General features: G+C 42.5%; 17 protein-coding genes. 15 read left to right on the top strand and 2 right to left on the bottom strand.

The window, feature by feature from the left end; genetic code table 11:
- Positions 1–2 precede the first annotated feature (2 nt).
- The 7 genes from BME96_RS16435 to BME96_RS16405 all read left to right on the top strand — a co-directional run bounded on the left by BME96_RS16435 (position 3) and on the right by BME96_RS16405 (position 8,964).
- On the top strand, positions 3–941 hold the full coding sequence (locus BME96_RS16435; protein ID WP_071649655.1) for a carbohydrate ABC transporter permease: 939 nt from the start codon (positions 3–5) through the stop codon (positions 939–941).
- A 68-nt stretch (positions 942–1,009) separates the two neighbouring features.
- On the top strand, positions 1,010–1,762 hold the full coding sequence (locus tag BME96_RS16430; RefSeq protein ID WP_399476242.1) for a carbohydrate ABC transporter permease: 753 nt from the start codon (positions 1,010–1,012) through the stop codon (positions 1,760–1,762).
- Between the two features lie 196 nt (positions 1,763–1,958).
- A complete protein-coding gene (locus tag BME96_RS16425) occupies positions 1,959–2,891 on the top strand; it encodes an ROK family protein (RefSeq protein WP_071649654.1) in 933 nt (310 codons plus the stop codon).
- Positions 2,892–2,914: 23 nt separating this feature from the next.
- A complete protein-coding gene (manA, locus tag BME96_RS16420; RefSeq protein ID WP_071649653.1) occupies positions 2,915–3,874 on the top strand; it encodes a mannose-6-phosphate isomerase, class I in 960 nt (319 codons plus the stop codon).
- Between the two features lie 380 nt (positions 3,875–4,254).
- Positions 4,255–5,844, top strand: a complete 1,590-nt coding sequence (locus BME96_RS16415) for a solute:sodium symporter family transporter (protein WP_071649652.1) — start codon at positions 4,255–4,257, stop codon at positions 5,842–5,844.
- A 658-nt stretch (positions 5,845–6,502) separates the two neighbouring features.
- Positions 6,503–7,444 (top strand): DMT family transporter, encoded by a 942-nt coding sequence (locus BME96_RS16410; protein ID WP_071649651.1) that lies wholly within the window; start codon positions 6,503–6,505, stop codon positions 7,442–7,444.
- Between the two features lie 332 nt (positions 7,445–7,776).
- Positions 7,777–8,964: an ROK family transcriptional regulator gene (locus BME96_RS16405; protein WP_071649650.1), complete on the top strand. Its 1,188-nt coding sequence runs from the start codon at positions 7,777–7,779 to the stop codon at positions 8,962–8,964.
- Between the two features lie 526 nt (positions 8,965–9,490).
- On the opposite strand, the gene BME96_RS16395 is transcribed toward BME96_RS16405, so the two are convergent.
- Positions 9,491–11,992 (bottom strand): NEW3 domain-containing protein, encoded by a 2,502-nt coding sequence (locus BME96_RS16395; protein ID WP_071649648.1) that lies wholly within the window; start codon positions 11,990–11,992, stop codon positions 9,491–9,493.
- Positions 11,993–12,338: 346 nt separating this feature from the next.
- Here BME96_RS16395 and BME96_RS16390 point away from each other — a divergent pair, with 346 nt between their 5' ends.
- The 5 genes from BME96_RS16390 (at position 12,339) to argH (ending at position 19,007) form a co-directional block, all read left to right on the top strand.
- Positions 12,339–13,502, top strand: coding sequence for an ROK family transcriptional regulator (locus BME96_RS16390; RefSeq protein ID WP_071649647.1), 1,164 nt, complete (start codon positions 12,339–12,341; stop codon positions 13,500–13,502).
- Between the two features lie 19 nt (positions 13,503–13,521).
- Positions 13,522–14,628, top strand: a complete 1,107-nt coding sequence (locus BME96_RS16385; RefSeq protein WP_231478645.1) for an extracellular solute-binding protein — start codon at positions 13,522–13,524, stop codon at positions 14,626–14,628.
- 42 nt (positions 14,629–14,670) lie between these two features.
- Positions 14,671–15,774, top strand: coding sequence for an ABC transporter ATP-binding protein (locus BME96_RS16380; protein ID WP_071649646.1), 1,104 nt, complete (start codon positions 14,671–14,673; stop codon positions 15,772–15,774).
- A complete protein-coding gene (locus BME96_RS16375) occupies positions 15,775–17,460 on the top strand; it encodes an ABC transporter permease (RefSeq protein ID WP_071649645.1) in 1,686 nt (561 codons plus the stop codon).
- Between the two features lie 146 nt (positions 17,461–17,606).
- Positions 17,607–19,007 carry an argininosuccinate lyase gene (gene argH, locus BME96_RS16370; RefSeq protein ID WP_071649644.1) on the top strand — a complete coding sequence of 467 codons (1,401 nt, stop codon included), beginning with the start codon at positions 17,607–17,609 and terminating at the stop codon, positions 19,005–19,007.
- 324 nt (positions 19,008–19,331) lie between these two features.
- Here the strand turns inward: argH and BME96_RS16360 are convergent, their stop codons facing one another.
- Entirely contained in the window at positions 19,332–19,544 is a 213-nt protein-coding gene (locus BME96_RS16360; RefSeq protein WP_071649642.1) for a hypothetical protein, read from the bottom strand.
- Between the two features lie 221 nt (positions 19,545–19,765).
- Between BME96_RS16360 and BME96_RS16355 the strand changes: the two genes are divergently transcribed.
- The 3 genes from BME96_RS16355 to BME96_RS16340 all read left to right on the top strand — a co-directional run bounded on the left by BME96_RS16355 (position 19,766) and on the right by BME96_RS16340 (position 22,268).
- Positions 19,766–20,017 (top strand): NERD domain-containing protein, encoded by a 252-nt coding sequence (locus tag BME96_RS16355; protein ID WP_071649641.1) that lies wholly within the window; start codon positions 19,766–19,768, stop codon positions 20,015–20,017.
- 15 nt (positions 20,018–20,032) lie between these two features.
- On the top strand, positions 20,033–20,713 hold the full coding sequence (locus BME96_RS16350) for a nuclease-related domain-containing protein (RefSeq protein WP_071649640.1): 681 nt from the start codon (positions 20,033–20,035) through the stop codon (positions 20,711–20,713).
- Between the two features lie 505 nt (positions 20,714–21,218).
- Positions 21,219–22,268, top strand: coding sequence for a 2,3-butanediol dehydrogenase (locus BME96_RS16340; protein ID WP_071649638.1), 1,050 nt, complete (start codon positions 21,219–21,221; stop codon positions 22,266–22,268).
- Positions 22,269–22,655 lie beyond the last annotated feature (387 nt).

Here is a 22,655-nt window from a genome sequence, read left to right as displayed (position 1 = left end):
CAATGGAGAATCAAGCACAACGGAATCCGAAACGAAGAATTTCCAAGGATCATTGGACAGCAATTGCATTTTTAATTCCATCATTCATTCTGCTTCTCGTGTTTGTTTATGGATTTATCGGATGGACCGGTTATGTTTCTTTGAGTAATTATAATTCGCTTGTCCCGGATTTTTCGTTTGCCGGATTGAAAAACTATATCTATTTATTTAATGATTTTCGCTTCCAGGCGGATTTACGGAATACTGTATTTTTTACAATTTTATTTATAGGCTTGGTTATTGTGCTTGGCATGGGATTAGCCATACTAATTGATCAAAAATTAAAGGGAGAATCCATTTTTCGTAATATTTTCCTTTTTCCGATGGCCTTGTCGTTTATCGTTACTGGGGTTGTGTGGCAATGGCTATTAAATCCATCGACAGGGTTTAACCAATTTTTGAGTGTCTTTGGCATTCAGCCTAAATGGTATACAGATACGACGATTCTTGCCGGATTCGAATGGGGGAGCATCGAGTTTGGTTTGCCTGTAGCAATCATCGCTGTGGTAATTGCAGCAGTATGGCAGATGACAGGCTTTTCCCTAGCGATGTACTTGGCAGGTTTACGCGGAATACCTGAAGAACTAAGGGAAGCTGCTCGTATGGATGGAGCCAGTGAATTCCAAGTATATCTGAAAGTAGTCCTGCCCATGCTGATGCCCATTACGATGAGTGTGGTTATCATTATGGCACATATTTCATTGAAAATTTTTGATTTAATCTATGCGATGACAGGTTCAGGGGCAAATTTTGTAACAGATGTACCAGGTGTTTATATGTTCGAAACGACTTTCCGTGGAAATTATTATGCCAATGGTGCAGCAATCGCGATTATCATGCTGTTATTGGTGGCAATCTTCATTGTTCCATATCTATGGTCAAGCAGAAAGGGGGATAAATAATGGCGGCCTTCCCAATTGGCAAGATAATCAAATATATCATATTAATCTTTTTTGCCATTATTTTTATAATGCCCATCTACGTCATCCTTGTTACCAGTCTGAAGCCACTTGATGAGGTATCACTTGCTACGATGTGGACATTGCCAAGTGCCATTGACTTCAGTTCGTATGGTGAGGCATTTTCCAAACTCGCACCAAACTTCATGAACAGCATTTATTTAGTTGTGCCGGCAACATTGCTATCGGCACTCCTTGGGGCAATGAATGGCTATGTGCTTTCAAAGTGGAAATTTAAAGGTGCAAATACCATTTTCACAATCATTTTGTTCGGGATGTTTATTCCATATCAAAGTATCCTCATCCCACTGATTCAATTTTTACGTACCATTGATTTGTATAATACGATACCGGGACTCGTGCTCGTCCATGTTGTGTATGGCCTGCCAATTACGACGTTGATGTTCCGGAACTTTTATGCAAGTATTCCCGATTCGATGATTGAGTCCGCAAAGATTGATGGAGCAAGCTTCCTAGGAATTTTCCGTCATATTATTATCCCTTTATCCATTACTGGTTTCGTAGTTGTGGCTATTTGGCAGTTCACGAATATTTGGAATGAGTTTCTGTTCGCTGTAACGATAACTACCTCGGATCAGCAGCCGGTCATGGTCGCTTTGCAAAATCTATCCGGAAGCCAGATCGTCCAGTGGAATGTTCAGATGGCGGGCGCATTACTCGCAGCATTACCAACATTACTTGTCTACATTTTTGCAGGAAAATATTTTGTAAGAGGATTGCTGGCAGGTTCTGTGAAGGGATAATTTGAATGGTTGTGTTGATTTTGAAATTGTGAAGTGAGGCAGCGCGAGGGAGGAGTCTCGTACTGACAGCTGATCTTAGTTTGAAAAATTGCTCGGTAATATCGATTTATTAAAACGTCCTAGAAAAGACAAACCTGCTTTTCACGTTATCAAACAAAAGCAGGTTTTTATTTAAGAAAAAAAGGAGGGAAATAGGATGCGCTATGCTGTAGGGATTGATATTGGCGGTACGAAGGTAGCTATGGGAGTGGTGGATGAAGCTGGCAGCATGCTTGCACATCACGTAATACCGATGGACCTGTCCATTCAGCCAGAAGGAATGCTGGAGCGGATTTGTGAGGAGGTAACGATGCTTGTGGCAAGGAGTGGAATTACTTGGGGGTCCATTCTTGGCGTTGGAATCGGCGCGCCAGGTCCCCTTGACATAAAGAAGGGAGAAATCAACTGTCCACCCAATTTGCCGTCATGGCTGGATATTTCCATTGTTGACTATATGGAGAACCATTTTTCTAAGCCGATCATTTTAGAAAATGATGCAAATGCTGCGGCGCTTGCGGAAAAATGGCTTGGTGCAGCAAAGGGCGAGGATCATTTTATTTACTTGACGATCAGTACAGGGATTGGTGCAGGGATTTTCTGTGATGGAAAATTACTGCATGGTCACAAAGGCAATGCAGGGGACATTGGGCATGGGGTGATGGATCCTTCCTTTGGTCCATGTGCATGTGGTCAAATCGGCTGTCTGGAGTCGATTGCCTCTGGGACAGCTATTGCCAAAAGGGGCTCTGCCATTATGGGAGAAGAGCTGACAGCAAAGGAGATTTTTGACCTTTATTTTAATGGAAATACAAAAATATTTCTGTTCATTCAGCGCGTTTTTGATGTAATTGGCGCAGCATGTGTGTCGCTTATTAACACATTTGATGCTGAAAAAATTGTTATTGGCGGTGGCGTGACACAGGTGGGCGAGGCTTTATTCGAGCATGTGCAATCATATGTCAGCAGCTATGCATTAAATCCAAGCGGGAGGGAGACGAAGGTCGTTCCAGCTGGTCTGGCTCAGCATGCAGGTGTTATTGGCGCTGCAGCACTGTGCCTTGACGTTTCCAAAAATCAATTACAAAAGTAGAAGCAGGGCAAGGAGATGGAACGATGAGAAACGACGCCATATTTTTGGAACCCTTTTTCCAGGAACGTATATGGGGAGGGCAGCGTTTACGCCAATTGTTTGATTACCAAATCCCTAGCACAAAGACAGGGGAGGCATGGACAATTTCTGCCCATTCCACGGGTCCTTCTGTAGTTAAAAAGGGGCAATGGAAAGGGAAGACATTACAGCAGCTATGGCAAGAATATCCCGAGCTTTTTGGGGAAAATTCGCCCTCGGGAGGCTTTCCACTTTTAGTAAAGTTGATTGATGCCAATGACGATCTGTCTGTCCAGGTGCATCCGGATGATTTCGATGCAAGAGAGCAAGCGGGTGAGCCGAACGGTAAAACAGAGTGCTGGTATGTTGTGCATGCAGAGCCGAATTCTGAAATTGTGCTTGGACATCATGCAAAAAGTATAGTGGAATTTTCCGAGATGGTGGAAAACGGTGCATGGGAGCAACTGCTTCGCAAAGTAAAAGTTAAGCAAGGAGATTTTTTCTATGTACCGAGTGGAACGTTGCACGCGATTGGGAATGGGATTGTCATTTTGGAGATCCAGCAAAATTCGGATATTACGTATCGAGTCTATGATTATGATAGAAAAGATGCTAATGGAAAAGCACGTCCTCTGCATTTGGATGAAGCGATGAAGGTTACTCAGGTTCCCCATATGGAAACAACACAAGAAGTCATTTCCCAACAAAAAGAAGGTTTGCAATTAAAAAGATTTATAGAGGGAGAATATTTTACCGTCGAGCATTGGAATGTGATGGGGACAGTGGATCTTACTATGGAAAAGTCCTACCTTTTATGCAGTGTGATTGCAGGGGAAGGGAAGCTTGTTATGGAAAATACTTATTACTTACGAAAAGGGGACCATTTTATTTTACCGGCAGGCATAACGAATTATCGTTTAATTGGGGAGATGGAGCTTGTGGTAGCAAGTGAAGGTAAAGGATAGGACGTGGTAAGTGTATAAAAGCTGAGCAGGATTCGTAACTGATCGGCTTTTTTTGTTGGAGAGAGTTTGAGTGACCTGAAGATGGCAGTTTTTTGAGAGGGGAGAATAGTGTGAGATTCGATGCTCAAAAGCAGTAGATAAGCCCCTTCACATTTAAAATATTAGTATAAAAGAACTACGTAAAAACATGGAAATCCGTCAAAAGGTGATTGACGTCTCTTTTAGTTGATGGTAGGATAATTTAAAGTTAATTAATTTAATTAATTAAGGAAGAAGGTTTATAGGCAAAAAAGATAACGATTTCATTTGTCTAGTGCTTTTTATGTAAGCGGATTAGTAGAAACATAGTTTATTTCATCATAGAAGAGAGGGTATCTTACATGGCTTTTATCACCATTGCTTCATTTTTATTTTTTACGGGTTTAGTTGCAATTATTTCATATGTGAAAACGCGCAAGGAGGATTTGACTACTTCGGATGGTTACTTCCTTGGTGGTCGTAGTCTGACTGGCTGGGTTATTGCAGGCTCCTTAATGCTGACAAACCTCTCCACAGAACAGCTTGTTGGCTTGAACGCAGAGGGATATGAATTCAGTATTGCATCAATGGGCTGGGAAGTTGGCTCTGCTTTAGCACTTGTTTTGGTAGCGTTTTATTTGCTTCCAAGGTATTTAAAAGGTGGAATCACAACTATTCCGGACTTTTTGGAGGATCGATTTGATCCAGGTGTAAAATTATTCGTTACGATCTTATTTTTATTTGGATACATACTAAACTTAATGCCACCAATCTTGTACACTGGGGCTGTCGCTTTACGTGAAATGTTCCATGTTCAGGATATGTTCGGTGTTGGCGATACTGCTGCACTTTGGATTACTGTTTGGGCAATCGGCATTGTCGGTTCCATTTATGCAATTTTCGGTGGATTGAAAGCGGTCGCTGTATCTGACACCATTAATGGAATTGGTTTATTATTTGGTGGGCTGCTCATTCCGGTATTAGGCTTGGCATTTTTAGGTGATGGTTCACCAATTGCCGGATTTCAAACGATTGTGGAAAACACACCCGAAAAATTGAATGCAATTGGCGGAGAAAAAGAACCATTGCCATTTTCAACGATGTTTACCGGCTTACTTTTAGTTAACCTATTTTATTGGGGAACTGCGCAGCATATTATGCAACGTGCCATTGCTGCGAAAAACTTGAAGGAAGGCCAAAAGGGACTATTAATCGCTGCATTCTTAAAAATGATTGGACCAGTTATTTTGGTTTTACCAGGAATTATTGCATTTAACCTGCTCGGCGATAAACTCGACCCGATCAATGCATATTCAGCGTTAGTGAATCATGTGCTGCCACTTCCGCTTGTCGGACTTTTCGCTGCCGTATTATTTGGGGCAATTCTGTCATCATTTAATTCCGGGCTTAACTCAACGATTACTTTATTTATGTTAAACGTGTATAAACCTTATGTGAAGCCAAACATTACAGACCGTGTACTTATTCGCCGTGGTAAGGTGTTCGGAACATTTATTGCTATCTTTGCGATGTGTATGGCACCATTGATTGATTTAATGCCACAAGGCTTCTTCCAATATTTCCAAATGGTAAATGGGTTTTATAATGTACCGATTTTCACCATATTAATTATTGGTTATACAACAAAACGTGTACCGGCAATTGCTGCAAAAATTGCACTTGGCGCATTCATTATTGTATATGCAATCACGCAATTGTTCTGGGATACAGGCGTACATTACTTGCACATACTCGCCATCCTGTTCGTGCTTTGCTCCGCATTCATGTTAATCATGGGCAAAATCAAGCCCCGCGACACTGCATTTGTGCTGGAGGATAAAAAAGCAGTTGACCTAAAACCATGGAAACTCGCTTACCCAGTAGGCCTGGGCGCAGTCGCTATTATGGTCATCATCTATGTGATCTTCTCACCGTTAGGGATTGCACAGTAATATAGTTTGTTAAGGAAGAAGAGGGGGGATTTGCCGGATGGAAGGGCAAATCCCTTTTGTGATTGGGGGGAGAGTTGATTTGAGTGGGTGTGGGATTGGTACGAGAGGGCAAGGCTGAGATGAGAGGAAATCCTGCCAAATGAGAGACGGCAAGGCTCATATGAGAGGGCAGCGGCTGATATGAGAGACGGGGTGGCTCAAATGAGAGGGCTCAGCTTGATATGAGAGACAGCAAGGTTCAGATGAGAGAGCCCGGGCTAATATGAGAGGCAGCAATGTTCAAATGAGAGAGCCCGGGCTAATATGAGAGGCAGCAAGGCTCAGGTGAGAGAGCCCGGTCTAATATGAGAGACAGTAAGGTTCAGATGAGAGAGCCCGGTCTAATATGAGAGGCATCCTGGTTCAAATGAGAGAACTCGGGCTAATATGAGAGGCATCCTGGTTCAAATGAGAGAACCCCGCCTCATATGAGAGAACTCCTAGCCCAAATAAGAAACACGCGACCCCAGCGTCACCCTCCCAAAAGCCGCTCACCTAACCAATCACCCCCAGCCACATCTATTTCCAAAAGTTTTCAAGTTGTCAAACCTGACCGGCAACAATCTCTTGCGTTATAATGGTAGGTATTGTTTAGAATCAATGTAGGAGATGACTTGAAGTGGATGGTATACTTAAAAAGAAATGGGTTGTCGTGAGCATCGCCATTTTTTGTGCAATATTGTGGGGGAGTGCTTTCCCTGTTTTAAAAGTAAGCTATGATGAATTGCAAATGGCGCCAAATGATACGATTGCCAAAATCGTTTTTGCTGGATGGCGTTTTCTAATGGCTGGATTAATTTTACTTATTGGTATGCTTTTTGTTAACTGGAGACGTCTTTTGGTTACAAAACGCCAGTTTATGTTTTTAGTGCTGTTTGGCATTATCCAAACCGCATTGCAATATTATTTTTTCTATAATGGGCTAGGAAAAGTATCCGGCATGCAGGGAGCAATTCTCGTTTCAAGCGGAACTTTTTTCACTGTAATTTTAGCGCATTTTTTCTATCATAATGATCGTTTGAATTGGAAAAAAGCAATCGGCCTTGTTGCTGGGTTTGGTGGCGTAATTGTCGCCAACTGGGGATCTGAACTGCAATTAAGCTTTCAGCTGACTGGTGAAGGCTATATGATTTTGGCAGCATTGACCGGGGCAATTGGAACCATTATGGCAAAAGAACTCGCAGTGGGGATTCACCCGTTTGCGTTGACAGGCTGGCAATTAACCATTGGTGCAGCACTGCTACTAGTGATCGGTTTGCCACGATTAGATGAAGGTGCAATCACTTTTACTCCGCTTGGCTATGGCTTATTAATTTATTCTGCCTTACTGTCAGCGGCGGCGTTTGCCCTGTGGTACTCTATTTTAAAATTTAACAAAGCTGGTGAGATCAGCATGTTCAAATTCATCACCCCGGTTTCGGGAGCCATTTTATCTGCCATGTTTGTGCCTGGTGAGCGATTGAATCTGTTTATTATTGGCGCGCTATTCCTTGTGGCAGTAGGAATTATTGCGGTAAATTATAAGGGAAGAGCTGCAAGAAAAGCGGCACGGGCTCGGTAACTTTGGATTTATTGTGGTTTTAGTATGGGGCGGTTGCTCTCTCAAATGGAGTGGGCGTGTCTCATATTTGGATAATGTTTCTCATATGGGTGCTTGCGTCTCTCAAATTCGAGCAGGTTGTCTCAAATGAGGTGGATGCTCTCTCAAATTATAGAGTTGTCTCTCATATGGGTGCAGTTGTCTCTCAAATTCGAGGAGGTTGTCTCAAATGAGGTGGCTGCTCTCTCATATAGCGCCTGGTGTCTCTCAAATAAATTTTAGTATAGTGCCCAGCAACTTTGTTTTTCTAGTATTGCTGCTTGATATAAATTTTAAAAATCGGAGGAAAAGCGATGCAACGTGGAACTTTTCAGTTAATGAAATCTGTTAATAAATCAATTATTTTAAATAAAATCAGAACAGCTGAACCAATTTCCCGGGCGCAAATTGCCAAGGATACTAAGCTTACCCCGCCAACTGTCAGCAGTATTGTGAAGGAACTCATGGAGCAGGGGCTGGTGATAGAAAGTGATAGTGGACAGTCGATGGGCGGCAGGAGACCGACCATGCTGCATATAAATAAGACTGCCTTTTATATTATTGGTGTAGATGCAGGGCCGGACAAAATCGATGCGATCGTTGCTGACCTTTCAGGGAGTGTACTTACACGGAGTAGCAGTCAGCTTGAGGCATCATTAACGAACGAAACCTTTTTGAGTCATTTGAAAAAATGTATTCGCTCCATTATGGAGGAAGCTCCTACAAATGGTGCAGAAATATTGGGGATCGGTGTTGCTATGCATGGGATGGTAGATGTGCAAACAGGTACATCGTTATTCGCCCCCAACCTCGGATTAACGAATATTCCGATCAAAGAGGAACTGGAAAAAGAATTCAATGTTGTGATTAAAGTAGAAAATGACGCGCGGGCAATGGCGCTTGGTGAAGCTTGGTTTGGCGGACATGGCGAAATCGACAGCATGGTCGCCGTCAATTTGGGCCGAGGCGTCGGCGCTGGGATTGTAGTGGAAGGCAAGCTGTACCATGGAGCACAGGACATTGCCGGAGAAATCGGGCATATGACCATTGATATGAATGGAAAACAATGCGAATGTGGAAACCGTGGCTGTCTGCAAACCTTCGCTACCGGATCAGCAATCGCAGCTCGGGCGCAGGAACTGTTGCAAGCGAGCGAAGCCTTCAAAAAGGATGAGGCAGTTAAGCTGACAGGCGAGAGTGTGTATGCACAAGCTAAGGCGGGAAACAAGATGTATGAAGAAATTCTTGTAGAAACAGGTGTATATATCGGGGTTGGACTGACAAACCTGATCCACCTCGTAAACCCGAAAAAAGTCGTGCTTGGCGGCGGGGTCATGAACAGCACGGAATTTTTATTACCTAGTATCCGAAAAACCATCGACCAGCGCGCGTTGACTCCTGATGCCAAACACACAGACGTGGTGGTCACCTCCTTGGGAGAAGACGCAACATTGCTAGGGGCAGTTTCCTTGCTGTTGGTGGAATTATTTGAGGGAGTTTGATGTGTGGCTGTTTCATATGGCAGGCTAGGTCTCTCATATGATGCGTGTGCTGTCTCAAATGGGAGGCTAGGTCTCTCAAATGAGGTGGGTGCTGTCTCAAATGGGAGGCTGGTTCTCTCAAATGAGGTGGGTGCTGTCTCAAATGGGTCAGGTGGTCTCTCAAATGGAGCGTGTGCTGTCTCAAATGTGAGGCTGAGTCTCTCATATGGAGTGGGTGCAGTCTCAAATGTGAGGCTGGTTCTCTCAAATGAGGTGGTTGCTGTCTCAAATGAAGCCCGCGCTCTCTCATATGGCATGAGCAGTTGCGGTACGTGGCCAATGAGTCTCGTTTGGAGGGTGAGCAGTCGCGGTACATGTCAAGAGAGTCTCGGTCAGCGCCCCACCAGTCGAGGTACATGGCCGGCGAGTCTTGGCCAGCGCCCCACCAGTCGCGGTAAGCAGCACACGAGTCTCGGCCAGCCCCCGCCAAACACCACACAACAAACAAGCAGATCCTCCAAGGATCTGCTTGTTTTGCTTCAAGCTATTAATTTTCCATGCCATAGCTTAATAGGTTTGTGAAGATGCGATAGCCGCCAGGGACCTGGTTGTTGATTTGGCGGTAGAATACGAGGTTGGTATAGAGATAGGTTCCCTCGCCATATTCTGCCATTAAGATACCGCCTGTAAATGGATCTTCATTTGGGTCTGCCATGGAGACGAAGGTTTCGTAGCGGTCATCCCAATTCATCGGGTAATATAAGCCGCGTTCCTGGACCCAGTTATCCCAGTCTTTGTCGGTAATCTTATTTGGGTAGTTAAATAATTTATGTTCCGGCTGTAGCATAGTTACCGGAGCTGTTTCATCGGTGACACGCCATTTGATTGAAGGCTGTCCGATTTCCAGTGGGTATGGGGCTGTTGTGTTACTATCCCAGTTATCCCATGGTTTGTGATATTGCACAACAACATGGCCGCCATTTTCAGCATATTCCAGCAGGCGATCATTATGTTCAATGAGGTCTTCTCTTGCCAGGCGTGCTCGGATGCCAGTAACAATTGTGTCATATTGACTTAGGTCTCCTGAAGCTAAGTCCTGTTCAGTCAATTTCGTTACATCAAATCCGGCATTTACTAATGCATCTGCAACAGTATCAAAACCACTTTCTACATAACCGATTTTCATGTTGTCCGGTTTTACCAGTTCAAATGCAACTCCATCGATGCTTGATGGGTATAAATAATAGGTATCATTAATGTGCTCATAGCTAATTTCCTGGATTGTTGTATCAAAAATCTCATCATCTGCTTCAGCGATAGCGCTAATAGAGAAATCTCCTTCTTTCACATCAGCAGGTGGTGTTACGTGAAAAGTGACTTGCTGTTCTTCTCCTTCTTTTTCAAATTCCACTTCTTGCTGTACAGGTTCACTTGTCCATCCATCCGGCAAATTCAAAGAAACATCTGCTTCGTTATCATCCGCTTTATAATTTTTTACTTTCACCGTAACAGGGATGTTTTCTTGAATGTCAACCGTGTTAACCATCACGTTTTCCGGATCTGTTGTGACACTTAACTCAGGAAGTACAGATAGTGGCTGCTCCAAATCAACAACATGGGTAGTTTCGGCGCCTTTTTCTTTAAAACTAATTTGTGGTTGGATTACTGAATCGTCATATGGGTGTGTATAGTCTGCTTCTTCTGGTACTTCTCCTTCAAATTCCACTGTTTTCGATTCATTTGGTTTTAACTTACCGATCTCTTCATTCTCATCAAAATCCCATTCCTCGGGAGCATTAATGCCTGCGTTCACATGCTTAATTATCTGATTACCATTATTTGTAATTGTCATTTTTACTGACACATCTTCATCTCTTGTAACTACAGATGAATCTGCAGTTATCTCCACATCTAAACTGGAAGCGACAAAGCTGGCTTCCTGTAGTTGTGCTTCTTTTAATTCCAGTTTGTGTAAAAGATCATTTTTCAAATCTTTATCCATGCTGCTGTTTTCTACTTTTTCTCTTAGTTTACGAACATCCTTTAACGCCTTCTGGGAAGGGGAGAGGATGGCTTTGCGATCTGGATAGAGCTCTATAATTTGATCTAAGTCCTTTTGTAATTTTTCCAGCTTCACGCTTAAATTTTTCTCGGAAACCTTGTCCGCCCAAGCATCAAGGTCATAGGGGATTCCGGCGAATAAAGCTTCTTCATTTGATGAAACGGCTTCTTTCCATAGCTCGAAGTGAAATTGTCTAGGTTCAACTGGTACGTCATTCCCCATCCCTTGGCTTTTATGCATATACCTTGATTTCTCGCCAAGCTGTGGATAGGACATACCATAGACAGGATCATAGTCGCCAATTTCGAGTGAAGTAGTTGCTTCATCCTCGGACGCTGCTGGCAAATAGAGCTTTTTCACTTGCCATGTTGATAGGCCTTCTTCTAATTGCTCCGGAAAAACGGAAGGATCTGCAGCATCTTCAAAAGCTCTGCCACTCAAAACAGTCATTGCCCGATGATGGCCATGCTGTGTATCGACATTACGGAATGATGGCATAACCACATCCGGTTGATATGTGCGAATAAAACGGATTAAGCGTTCATATGTTACCTCTTCGCCCCATTTTTCCAATGTTTCTTCAGGGGATTTGGAAAAACCGAAGTCATAAATCGGATCAAAGGTAGTTTCACTTAAATGATATGCTTTTACCCCAGTTATCTTTGCTGCTTCAATCATTTCATTTGAACGGATAATTCCAAGTGCGTTACCTAATTCACTGCCAATTTCATTTTGACCGCCTTCCCCGCGGTTAGCGATCAGGCTTGAAGTTTTAACACCGAGTCCTCTCGAAAGGTATGCAAGTAAGTCACTTCGCTCATCATCCGGATGTGCTCCGGTGTTTAGAAAAGTAACTGTCGTGCTCAGAGGTTTAACGACATTCCATAATTCCTCGTCATGCTTGGTCTTGTCCTTTGCAGCACCAGTAATTGGGAGCAGGGAGATAACCAATACTGCAATTAAAAATAAATAAGAAAACTTCTTCATTTTGTAACCCCTTTCATTATTTTTAAATAGCTTCACTCAGTTAGTAAACATAACTAACCAACTTAAAGTGAAAAGCCTATTCAGCAAACATACTATCAATACACCCTATTTGTGTAAATAGTCCAAAAATACTATATTTTTTGTTATTTAAAATTAAAGGCGTGAAAATCAGAAGCCAGCATATAAATCAGATATATAGTAAAAAAATAAATTTTCTAAATCCTCTTTACAATAATAACGCTTTCATTTATAATCTTGGTAACAATCTAATTAGTAAGTAAACTTTACTAACCTACAATTCTCATAAAAACAAGAGAATTAATATAAAGTTTAAGGAGCCTGTCCAATGCAGAAAGGAAATGCAGCCTACATAAAAACGATGAACAAGCGACTTATCCTCAAATGTGTGATGGAAGAGGATGCTATATCCAGAGCTGCTATAGCGAAAAAACTATCATTAAGTAAACCAACGATTTCCACATTAGTAAATGATTTATTAGAGGATCAATGGCTAATTGAAACAGGAAATGGATCAGCTTCAAGGGAAGGAGGAAGAAAGCCGGTTAATTTAACATTTAATGCGAAACGGTCCTATATTGTCGGGATCGATATTGGAGGCACCAATGTAGGAATGGGAATTACCGATTTAAACGGGCATGTCTGTGCATTCCGCGAATTCCCCACACAACAGCATTTGGAGCATAACTTATTTGAAGAAATGAAACGAAATGTTGATTCGATGAAGGATCAGCTCAGAATTGATGATTCAAAGATCCTTGGAATTGGGGCAGGAATCCCTGGTGTCACCAATATAAAAGAAGGAATTGTTGTAGAGGCACCAGCACTTAAATGGAAGCGTTTCCCAATTGTTGCAGAGCTGGAAAAGACCTTTCAGCTGCCTATCCATGTAGATAATGATGTGAACATCAATGTACTTGGCGAACATTGGATTGGCATTGGTAAAAACAAAGAAAATCTCGTTTATGTCGCAATTGGTACAGGAGTCGGAAGCGGGATCATGATTAATGGCAATTTATACCGTGGCGCAAATTACAGTGCAGGTGAAATTGGCTATCTCGTGACAGATAAAGAATATGCAAAAGCATACCATCCGGTACATAAGGGATATGGATTTTTAGAAAGTGTCTCGAGTGGTTCTTCGATCAGTATGCAGGTATCCAAAAAAATGGGTAAGGAATTGAGTGCTAAGCAAGCGTTTGAGCTTTATAACGAAGGCGATGAAGCAGCAGTGGAGGTCATTGATCAAGCACTGGAGCATTTAGCAATCGGGATCAGTAATTATGTTTCGTTATTTGATCCGGAAATCATTATTTTAGGAGGTGGTGTCAGCGGATCATTTTCCCTTATACACAAGAAAGTGATGGACATCATGAATCGGTACGCTCCACAGCAATGTGAAGTAGTACGAACATCTTTTGGCAAAGAAGCGGGAGTCATTGGTTCAGTAGCATTATTTTTAAACGAGTTTGAAGGATTGTTTGAAATTTAAATTGAGAGGGGTTAATCAAGTGAAAAAGCTAAGTATGTTTTTATTCATCGTTCTTTTAGGATTGCTGCTCACAGGCTGTATGGCTGGTGGCAGTGATGAAAGCAGTGAGGAGAAAAGTGATGGGGGAGGCGAAGGTTCTTCTGCTTCCAATGAAGATTTGGAAGAAAAAGTTGTCGTCTATTCCCCGCACGGTAAAGATATTTTAAGTGATTTTCAAAAGCAATTTGAAGAAGAGTATGGCATCAAAATGGAGTTCTTGGACATGGGTTCACAGGAGATTTTAGATCGTGTGCGCTCAGAAAAAAATAATACACAAGCAGATGTTTGGTGGGGTGCACCTCAAGTGAACTTTGACCAGGCAAAAGATGAAGAGCTTTTAAAAGAATATAAGCCTTCCTATGCCGATGCATTGGATGAGATGTACCATGATGAAGACTGGATGTGGTCTGGAACATCCATGACACCAGAAGTTATTTTGTATAATTCAAAGGAAATTTCTAAAGAAGAAGCACCAAAGGATTGGGATGACCTGCTTGATCCGAAATGGGAGGATGAACTAATCATTCGCTACCCACTTGCTTCCGGTACGATGAGAACCATCTATTCTGCAATGATTTACAGAACATATAAGGATACACAGGATCCACAGGAAGGTTATGAGTGGTTACAGAAACTAGATGAAAATACGAAGGAATACTCTGCTAACCCGGAAATTATGTATAACCAGGTTGCTAAAGGTGTTGGCTCCCTATCTGTTTGGAACATGCCGGATACTGTTATGCTAGCTGAGGAAAAAGGCTACCCGTTTGATTACGTAATTCCAGAAAGCGGTACCCCTGTATTGACGGAAGGGATCGCAATTATTAACGATGCACCACATCCAAAAGCAGCTGAAGCATTTTATGAGTTTGTAAATACACCTGAAGCAGCAAAGCTGTTGGCTGAGAAATATTACCGCATTCCGACAAGAGAAGATGTAGAGGATCTGCCAGAATGGATTACGGAAACAGAAATTAATCCAATGGATATCGATTGGGCTCTTTTCCAGGAGAAGTCAGAAGAATGGATGGAGCATTGGGATAACAAAATTAAAAACACAGAGAAAGATAAAAGTGAAGAAGAATAAATAAATCAAGCTAGGTTTTTTAGAAAGAGGAGTTGTTTTTTCATGTCAACAGTAAACTTGTCAGAGATTACAAAGCAATTTGGGAACGTAACAGCGGTCAAGGGGTTGGATTTGGTCATTAAAGAAGGAGAATTCTTTACATTTTTAGGTCCAAGTGGATGTGGAAAAACAACAACCCTCCGAATGATTGCTGGCTTTTATTTCCCAACTAAAGGAAAAGTGAAATTTAACGAGCGGGACATGACCTCTGTTTCGCCGGAAAAAAGGAATACAGGCATGGTTTTTCAGAACTATGCCTTGTTCCCACATATGACTGTTTTTGAAAACGTTGCCTTTGGACTAAAGGTTAGAAAGATAAACAAAACAGAAGTAAAGCGCCGTGTGGAGGATGTTTTGAAAAAAGTGCGCCTGGAGCAATTTATTGATCGCCAGGTAAGTCAGTTAAGTGGTGGCCAGCAGCAACGGGTGGCCTTGGCCCGCGCACTTGTAATTGAACCGGATATTCTCTTACTCGATGAGCCTTTAAGTAATCTGGATGCTAGATTAAGAGATGAAATGCGTACAGAAATACTGCGGCTACAGCGGGAATATGGCATTACAACTATTTATGTAACACATGATCAGGTAGAGGCTTTAACGATGAGCGACCGGATCGCCGTATTTAATTTAGGTGAATGTCAGCAGGTTGGCACACCAACAGAAATTTATAATAAACCAGTGAATGATTTTGTTGCTGAGTTTATTGGTGAAACAAATCTACTACCTGTGGAACGTGAAAAGCAGGAGGGAGAAATATTTACTTTTTCCAGTAAGGACTTGGAACAAACGGTACATGTAGCGCATACAGACTTAAACATTGCAGACTACAATGATACCGATGACTTGTATATGTCCATACGTCCAGAGGCAGTAGAGATTTCTGAAACGCCAATACAAGCAGAGAATGTGTTTACCGGTACCGTACAGCTTGTCCAGTTTACTGGTGAGTCGGTACATACCTTTGTGAAAATCAATGAGAGCGTAACAATTAAAACAACAGCGTTAAACCGGGGACCGAGCACGTATTTTAAAGAAGGCACACAGGTATATGCCTATCTGCCAGAGAATCATATTCGCGTCATCCCCGAGGCAAAGGGTGATAAATAAATGTTAAATGCTGAAAAAAGAAAAACGATACTTTTACTCATCCCCGTTGTTTTAATTCTTGTTGGTTACGTGTTATATCCATCGATTGCTACGATTGTAGAAAGCTTTAAACAAAAAGGCGTCTTCTCCATGGAAAATTATAATGACTTCTTTGGAGAGAAATCAGCAGCGAACTTTGAAGCATTATGGAACTCTGTCTATATTTCGTTGTTGTCAGTCTTCTTTAGTGCATTAATAGGTATTCCGCTAGCTTATATTTTTAACAGGTATGACTTTCCCGGCCGGCAGTTTTTCTCCAATATTGCGATTATGCCAATTGTTCTTCCATCATTAGTTGGGGTTATGGCATTCATGTTTTTATACGGAGAAGCAGGCCTCGTGCCGAATGCTATTAAGGATCTGTTCAATTTATCAGAGGTTCCGTTCAGCATTGGCGGCATCTCAGGAATTTTGCTTGTGCATGCATATACGATGTACCCGTATTTTTATATGACGACATCATCTGCATTAAATAATATTGATCCTTCCTTGGAGGAAGCGGCCTACAATTTAGGATCAAGTAAATTCAAGGTATTTTGGAAAGTGACATTCCCATTATTAACACCAGGACTTGTTGCTGCATCTCTATTGGTCTTCATGGTATCCATGGCTTCCTTTAGTGCCCCGTTTTTATTGGCGGGCGGATTCCGGGTCTTAAGCTTACAAATTTACTTTTCAAAAATTAACGGTGATCTGGAGATGGCTGCAACCCAATCCGTTATTCTATCCGTTGTTTCGATTTCCTTCCTATTATTCATGCGTTGGTATCAAAGCAGGAAGGATTACCGGATGGCGAGTAAGGGGATTGGCGCACACCGCAGTGAAGTAAACAATCCAGTTCTAAAAGGTGTGATGGTAACACTTGGAATTGTTGCAATGATTGTTTTACTCTTGCCACATGCGACCTTGCTTATTCTGTCATTAGTTCCAGAAGGTGCATGGACATGGCAGACATATCCAACAGCATTCAGCCTGGAGAATTTCCGATTATTATTTGAGGATCCGAACATTTGGGATCCGGTTAGAAACAGTTTAATTATGACGTGCCTAGCCTGTATCGGTGTATTCATCTTTGGAATTATTACATCCTACGCACTCGTAAAACGAAGCTTTATCGGGAAAAACTTACTCGATATTCTCGTTATGATTCCATGGGCATTACCAGCAACCGTTGTCGGAATGAATTTGATTTTGGCATTCAACAAGCCATCCCCATTTTCTTTTGGACAGATCTTGGTCGGTACGTTCTGGATCCTGCCACTTGCTTACTTTGTGCGGTTTATCCCACTGGTAGTCCGTTCAACAACTGCCGTATTGGAGCAAATGGATGATTCCTTGGAAGAAGCAGCACAAAATCTTGGCGCAAAATGGTTCTACACCTTCCGACGTGTCGTTATCCCAATCATTATGCCAGGCGTACTAAGCGGAACATTGCTGACATTTGTGCAAGCAGTCGGCGAATTTCCTACATCGGTGTTGCTATATACATTAAGCAACAGACCGATCTCGATTGAAATTATGAACCAGCTCCGCATGTTCAACATGGGGCAGGCAGCAGCTTATGGCATGATTCAAGTTGGGTTGATCGCGATCGTCATGTTTATCGCCTATCGCTTCTTTGGGGTTAAGTCGGAGAATACGTTGTAGGATTGTTGTGGATGAATAGAAGTTTCGAGAGTTAATTATTGATTTGTAGGATTAAATTTAGACGTTTCGAATAACTTGTGAAGTTAAAACGGAAAAATGGAAAGTGAAACAATCAATGATAATCAAAAAATGTTGAGGTGCTACTATTGCATACATTAAAGGAACAATTTGAGAAAACAGACGGTGTTGTTTTTCCCGGAAAGACATTTATGGATGAACTGCTGAAGCCGGTTTTTTACGACCAAAAAGAACATCTATTTGATGCGATGTTTCACATCCATAAAGCACATACAACTATGCTTGCAGAACAAGGCATTCTAAGTGCGGATGAGGCAGCAAAAATTTTGGAAGGCGTTGCCGAGGTAGAAAAGATGGAAAAGGCGGATATCGAATATTCTTCTTCCTATGAGGACCTGTTTTTCCTAGTCGAATCTCAAATTGGAACATTAATTGGCGACGAACTAGCAGGAAAAATGCATATTGCCAAAAGCAGAAATGACATGGGTGAAGGCATGTACCGTATCGTTCTGCGTGATTATTTACAGGAAACAACAGAAGCTGCAGAAAAGCTGGCTGAGGCCATTTTGTATCAGGCAGAGAATCATGTAGAATCCATTATGCCTGCACATACCCATACACAGCCAGCCCAGCCAACGACATTCGGCCACTATTTGGTCGCCATTTATGATAGCTTGCAGCGGGATATCGATCGCTTGAAGCAAGCACGAAAAACAGTCAATCAATCACCAATGGGCGCAGCAGCCATCACCACCTCCGGCTTCCCAATTAACAGGGAACGCATGGTGGAGCTGCTCGGCTTTGAAGGATTAATCGAAAACTCCTATGACGCCATTGGTGCAGGCGACTACTTAATCGAAGCGGCCCAGGCACTGATCAGTCTCATGACAAATATGGGACGCTGGTTACAGGAATTCCTGCGAATGACCTCAAAGGAAGTAGGGTTGCTTAAGGTATCAGATGCCTATGTACAAATAAGCAGCATCATGCCACAAAAGCGTAACCCCGTATCCATTGAGCATTCGCGCGCCATCGCCAGCAGTGCCGCGGCAGAAGGTATGGCTGTTGTGCATATGATCCATAACACACCATATGGCGACATTAATGACACAGAGGATGACTTGCAGCCACACCTTTATGCAGGCTTCAAGAAAGCATTGCGAGTGCTGAAGCTCATGCGCGCAGTTGTAGTTACGATGGACTTCAATAAAGATCGCGCCTACCAGCAGGCAAGAGAAAACATGATTACAATCACCGAGCTTGCCGACGTGCTCGCCCGCGATTATGGAGTCTCTTTTCGCAAAGCACATCATAAAGCGAGCGTCATCGCCAAAATGGCGGATAAGCAAGGTAAGGAGTTATATGAAATACCAGTTGCCGAACTAAATAAGTGGCTGGAGGATGTAACATTGACGGAGCAAGACTGGCAGCAAATCACTGATCCCTATTATTTTGTCCAACGCCGTAAAGTGACAGGCGGAACGAACCCGGATGTGGTGAGAGGGATGATTGATAGGCGGAAAGGATAGCTTTCTCATGTGGAGCGGGGCTAGGGCTGTCTCAAATGGCAGGCAGGGTCTCTCATATGGGGTGGAGGCTCTCTCAAATGGCAGGGTGAGTCTCTCATATGAGGCAGGTGCTCTCTCAAATGGCAGGGTGAGTCTCTCATATGGAGCGTGTGCTGTCTCAAATGGCAGGCTAGGTCTCTCATATGAGGCGGATGCTGTCTCAAATGGGGTGGCTGCTCTCTTATATGCCAGTAAGTGTTTGAAAAGGATGGGGGGTTTTGCCCATCCTTTTGCTATGTGGATTTTAATTAACTATCGTGGTGCTTTTATGTGTGAGTTTATTAACTAGAAGCTATTTATTCCTAATGTGTTTTTGATGCGCTGAATATCTACTTTCATTTTCCAAACCTCCTCCCGCAAAACCTCTGTTTCAGCAGAAGATGCGGACTGAAAACCAATCATCTTTTCTTCTTCACACTGCCCCAACTGCTCTTCTGTATCCTCCAAACTAGTCATTATTTTGTTCAGCATTTCTATTATTTGCTCTTCCTTTTCCACACCCCTCACCTCCTTGTATTTAATAGATTATAGCACATACCAAAAAAAGATTTAGAAAGAAATTTAGAATAATTAAAAAGAACTTCTGCTTACTTAAAAGATAGTGACAAACTTACAAATAAATTTAGAAATTCAGCATCAACATAGCATCTAAATTCAATTATTGGCTTTTCGCTTCATTCCCCAAGCCATGCTACAGTAGCTTTAAAAAGGAGAAAAATATGAAACTAAACTCACGAACCAAACCAACTTCTTTAAAGAAATATGAAGCACTCCTTCAACGGCTCCGTCCAACTCATCCAAAATTACTGGAAGTCGAATCGAAGGCAGCAAGAGAAATGCACGGTTATGAAGGGGAGAAATTAGTAGATTATCATACGGATTTTTTAGCAGAAGATTTTACTATTGTTCATCAACTTACTTTGAAATTACGAGGCAAACTTTTTCAAATGGATACGATCATTTTGAGCTAGCATGCCATCTATCTTGTGGAAATTAAGAATTTTGCAGGCATTGTCACGTTTGATACGGGTATAAAGCAATTTACCAGAGGGGATGGCGGGAAGGAAGTCGGCTATCGCTATCCCATTACGCAAGCGGAATTTCAACAACTCAAACTTGGGCGCTGGCTTCATGCCCAGGGTTTCCCCAATATCCCCATTCATCCACTCATCGCGATCAGCAAATCGAGTACCATTATCGAAGTAATTGGCGATGCGCAGGAGATCGCAACCAAAGTCCATCACGCAGAATACCTTCCAAAAAAGATCATTGACCTGAAGACCGAGCAGACAGGCCAAAACACCATTCCACATGAAAAAATAGAGAAGCTCCTGCTTCGTTCCTCATCAGCACATGAAGTTGATCTTCTTCAGGAACATAGTCTCAGGTTCTCTGACCTCCTGCCAGGCGTCTGCTGTCCTTACTGCGGCATGCTGGGAATGGTCCGCGGGCATAATACCTGGAATTGCACGCGTTGTCAGAAAAAAGATAAGAACGCACACCTGGCCGCATTGACCGATTATTTTTTCCTGGTCGGCCCATATATTACCAATTCGATCGCCCAGCACTTGTTAAACCATCCGGAAAAGAGCTCCATTACACGAATGCTACGAGGCGCAAGACTGCATTACGATCGCTGCTTCAGAAGATGGTGGAAGAAAAGATAAATTGAATGAAGAGCCGGTTGGGTTAGAGACAAGACAGCTTGAATGAGAGACGTTCCAGCTTAAATGAGAGAGTCATTAACCGATATGAGAGACGCTCTGGTCCAAATGAGAGAACCCACAGCTCAAATGAGAGAGCCCGCGCCCAATATGAGAGAACCGGCACCGTATATGAGAGACGCACCCACCCAAATGAGAGAGCCAGCATCGCATATGAGAGACGCACCCACCCAAATGAGAGAACCAGCATCGAATATGAGATACCCACACTACCCGATTGATAGAGCCACTTTTCTTGGGGTTTGATTTCCACTAGATATGATCTCCAGTCCTTCTTTGTCACCAAAAACCAACATACCAATAATATGACTTTATAGTAATTTTTACCAAATTGTTTGATTTCAAGCTGTTTTCTCGAATAATATCGAAAGTAGTATTATACTAAAGATGAGATGTACATCTAACTTATCTAATAGAGTGATAAATTAACAGAGGAGGTTGGTGACACATGAAAGCAGCAGTGTGGCACGGTAGAAAAGACATTCGTATCGAAGAAAAAGAATTAAGGCCGTTAAAAGAAAATGAAGTAAAAGTGAAAGTAGCTTGGACTGGTATTTGCGGAAGTGATTTGCATGAATACGAAGAAGGTCCGGTCTTCCTGCCAACAGAAGAAAAGGATCCTTTGACAGGGGAAATTGCCCCAATCACAATGGGTCATGAATTTGCCGGAGTGGTTGAAGAAGTAGGCGCAAAAGTTACAAATGTGAAAGTTGGCGATCGGGTAGCGGTAAATCCAACCATTACTTATGGCATTAAACCAGAAGACCTTGACCCATACGATGGCTTCAGCTTCATTGGTTTGCATGGTGATGGTGGATTCACTACCTATGCCAATGTTCCGGAAGCTAACGCATTTTTGCTTCCAGACACAATGACATTACAGGATGGTGCACTTGTTGAACCGACAGCTGTAGCCGTTCAGGCAGTGAAAGAGAGCAACCTTCAATTCGGTGATACGGTTGCTGTTTTTGGTGCTGGTCCAATTGGATTAGTAAATATTATAGCAGCAAAGGCGGCAGGCGCCAGCAAAATCATCGCACTTGATCTATCAGAAGCACGTTTGAAGAAAGCAAAAGAAGTTGGAGCAACACATGTAGTTAACTCTGGCGAAGAGGATGCTGTTAAGGCAATTAAAAAAATTGTACCAGGGGGCGTCGATGTTTCCTTCGAAGTTGCAGGTGTAGCACCAACATTCAAGCAAGCGATCGAGTCTACAAGACCACGAGGCACCATGGTGATTGTCTCCATCTTTGCTCGAGAAATTAACTGGAATCCAATTCAGCTGACAAATACAGGGGTAAAAATAACATCAACCATTGCCTATACACCAACAACATTCCAACAAACGGTTGATTTAATGGGGACAGGCCAATTGAAGCCACAAGGAATCATCACAGACCAAATTCAACTGGATGATATTGTGGAAAAAGGATTTGAAGCACTGACCAACGATAAATCACAAGCTAAAATTCTTGTTGAATTAAGTGGTGAAAAATAAATAAATTAAATAAAAATAGCTATTATTCCTTCTTAGAATAATAGCTATTTTTATTTGTCGAAAAGAGAGTCAAAGTTTACAGATGATGATAGAGAATGGTTTAAAGAAGCTCCCCAACCCAAACAGCAGAGCATCAACCCATTTCAAGAAGCATATCGAGCCGAATGAGAGAGCCCGCCCCGAATATGAGATGCCCCGCCGGTCTAGATGAGGGAGCCGGCACCACATATGAGAGAGCTTTCTCAAATGGAAGGCTGAGTCTCTCATATGGGGCAGGTGCTGTCTCAAACGAGATGGATGCTCTCTCATATAAACGACGGTTCTCTCAAATAAGATGGATGCCCTCTCAAATAGGGAGGCAAGACTCTCATTTAAACAAAAGTTCTC

Origin of the sequence: Virgibacillus halodenitrificans (genome assembly GCF_001878675.1) — a bacterium.
GTDB classification, from domain to species: domain Bacteria; phylum Bacillota; class Bacilli; order Bacillales; family Amphibacillaceae; genus Virgibacillus_Q; species Virgibacillus_Q halodenitrificans.
The sequence above is the reverse complement of the archived record's forward strand: the minus strand, read 5'-3'. Positions and strand labels throughout refer to the sequence as shown.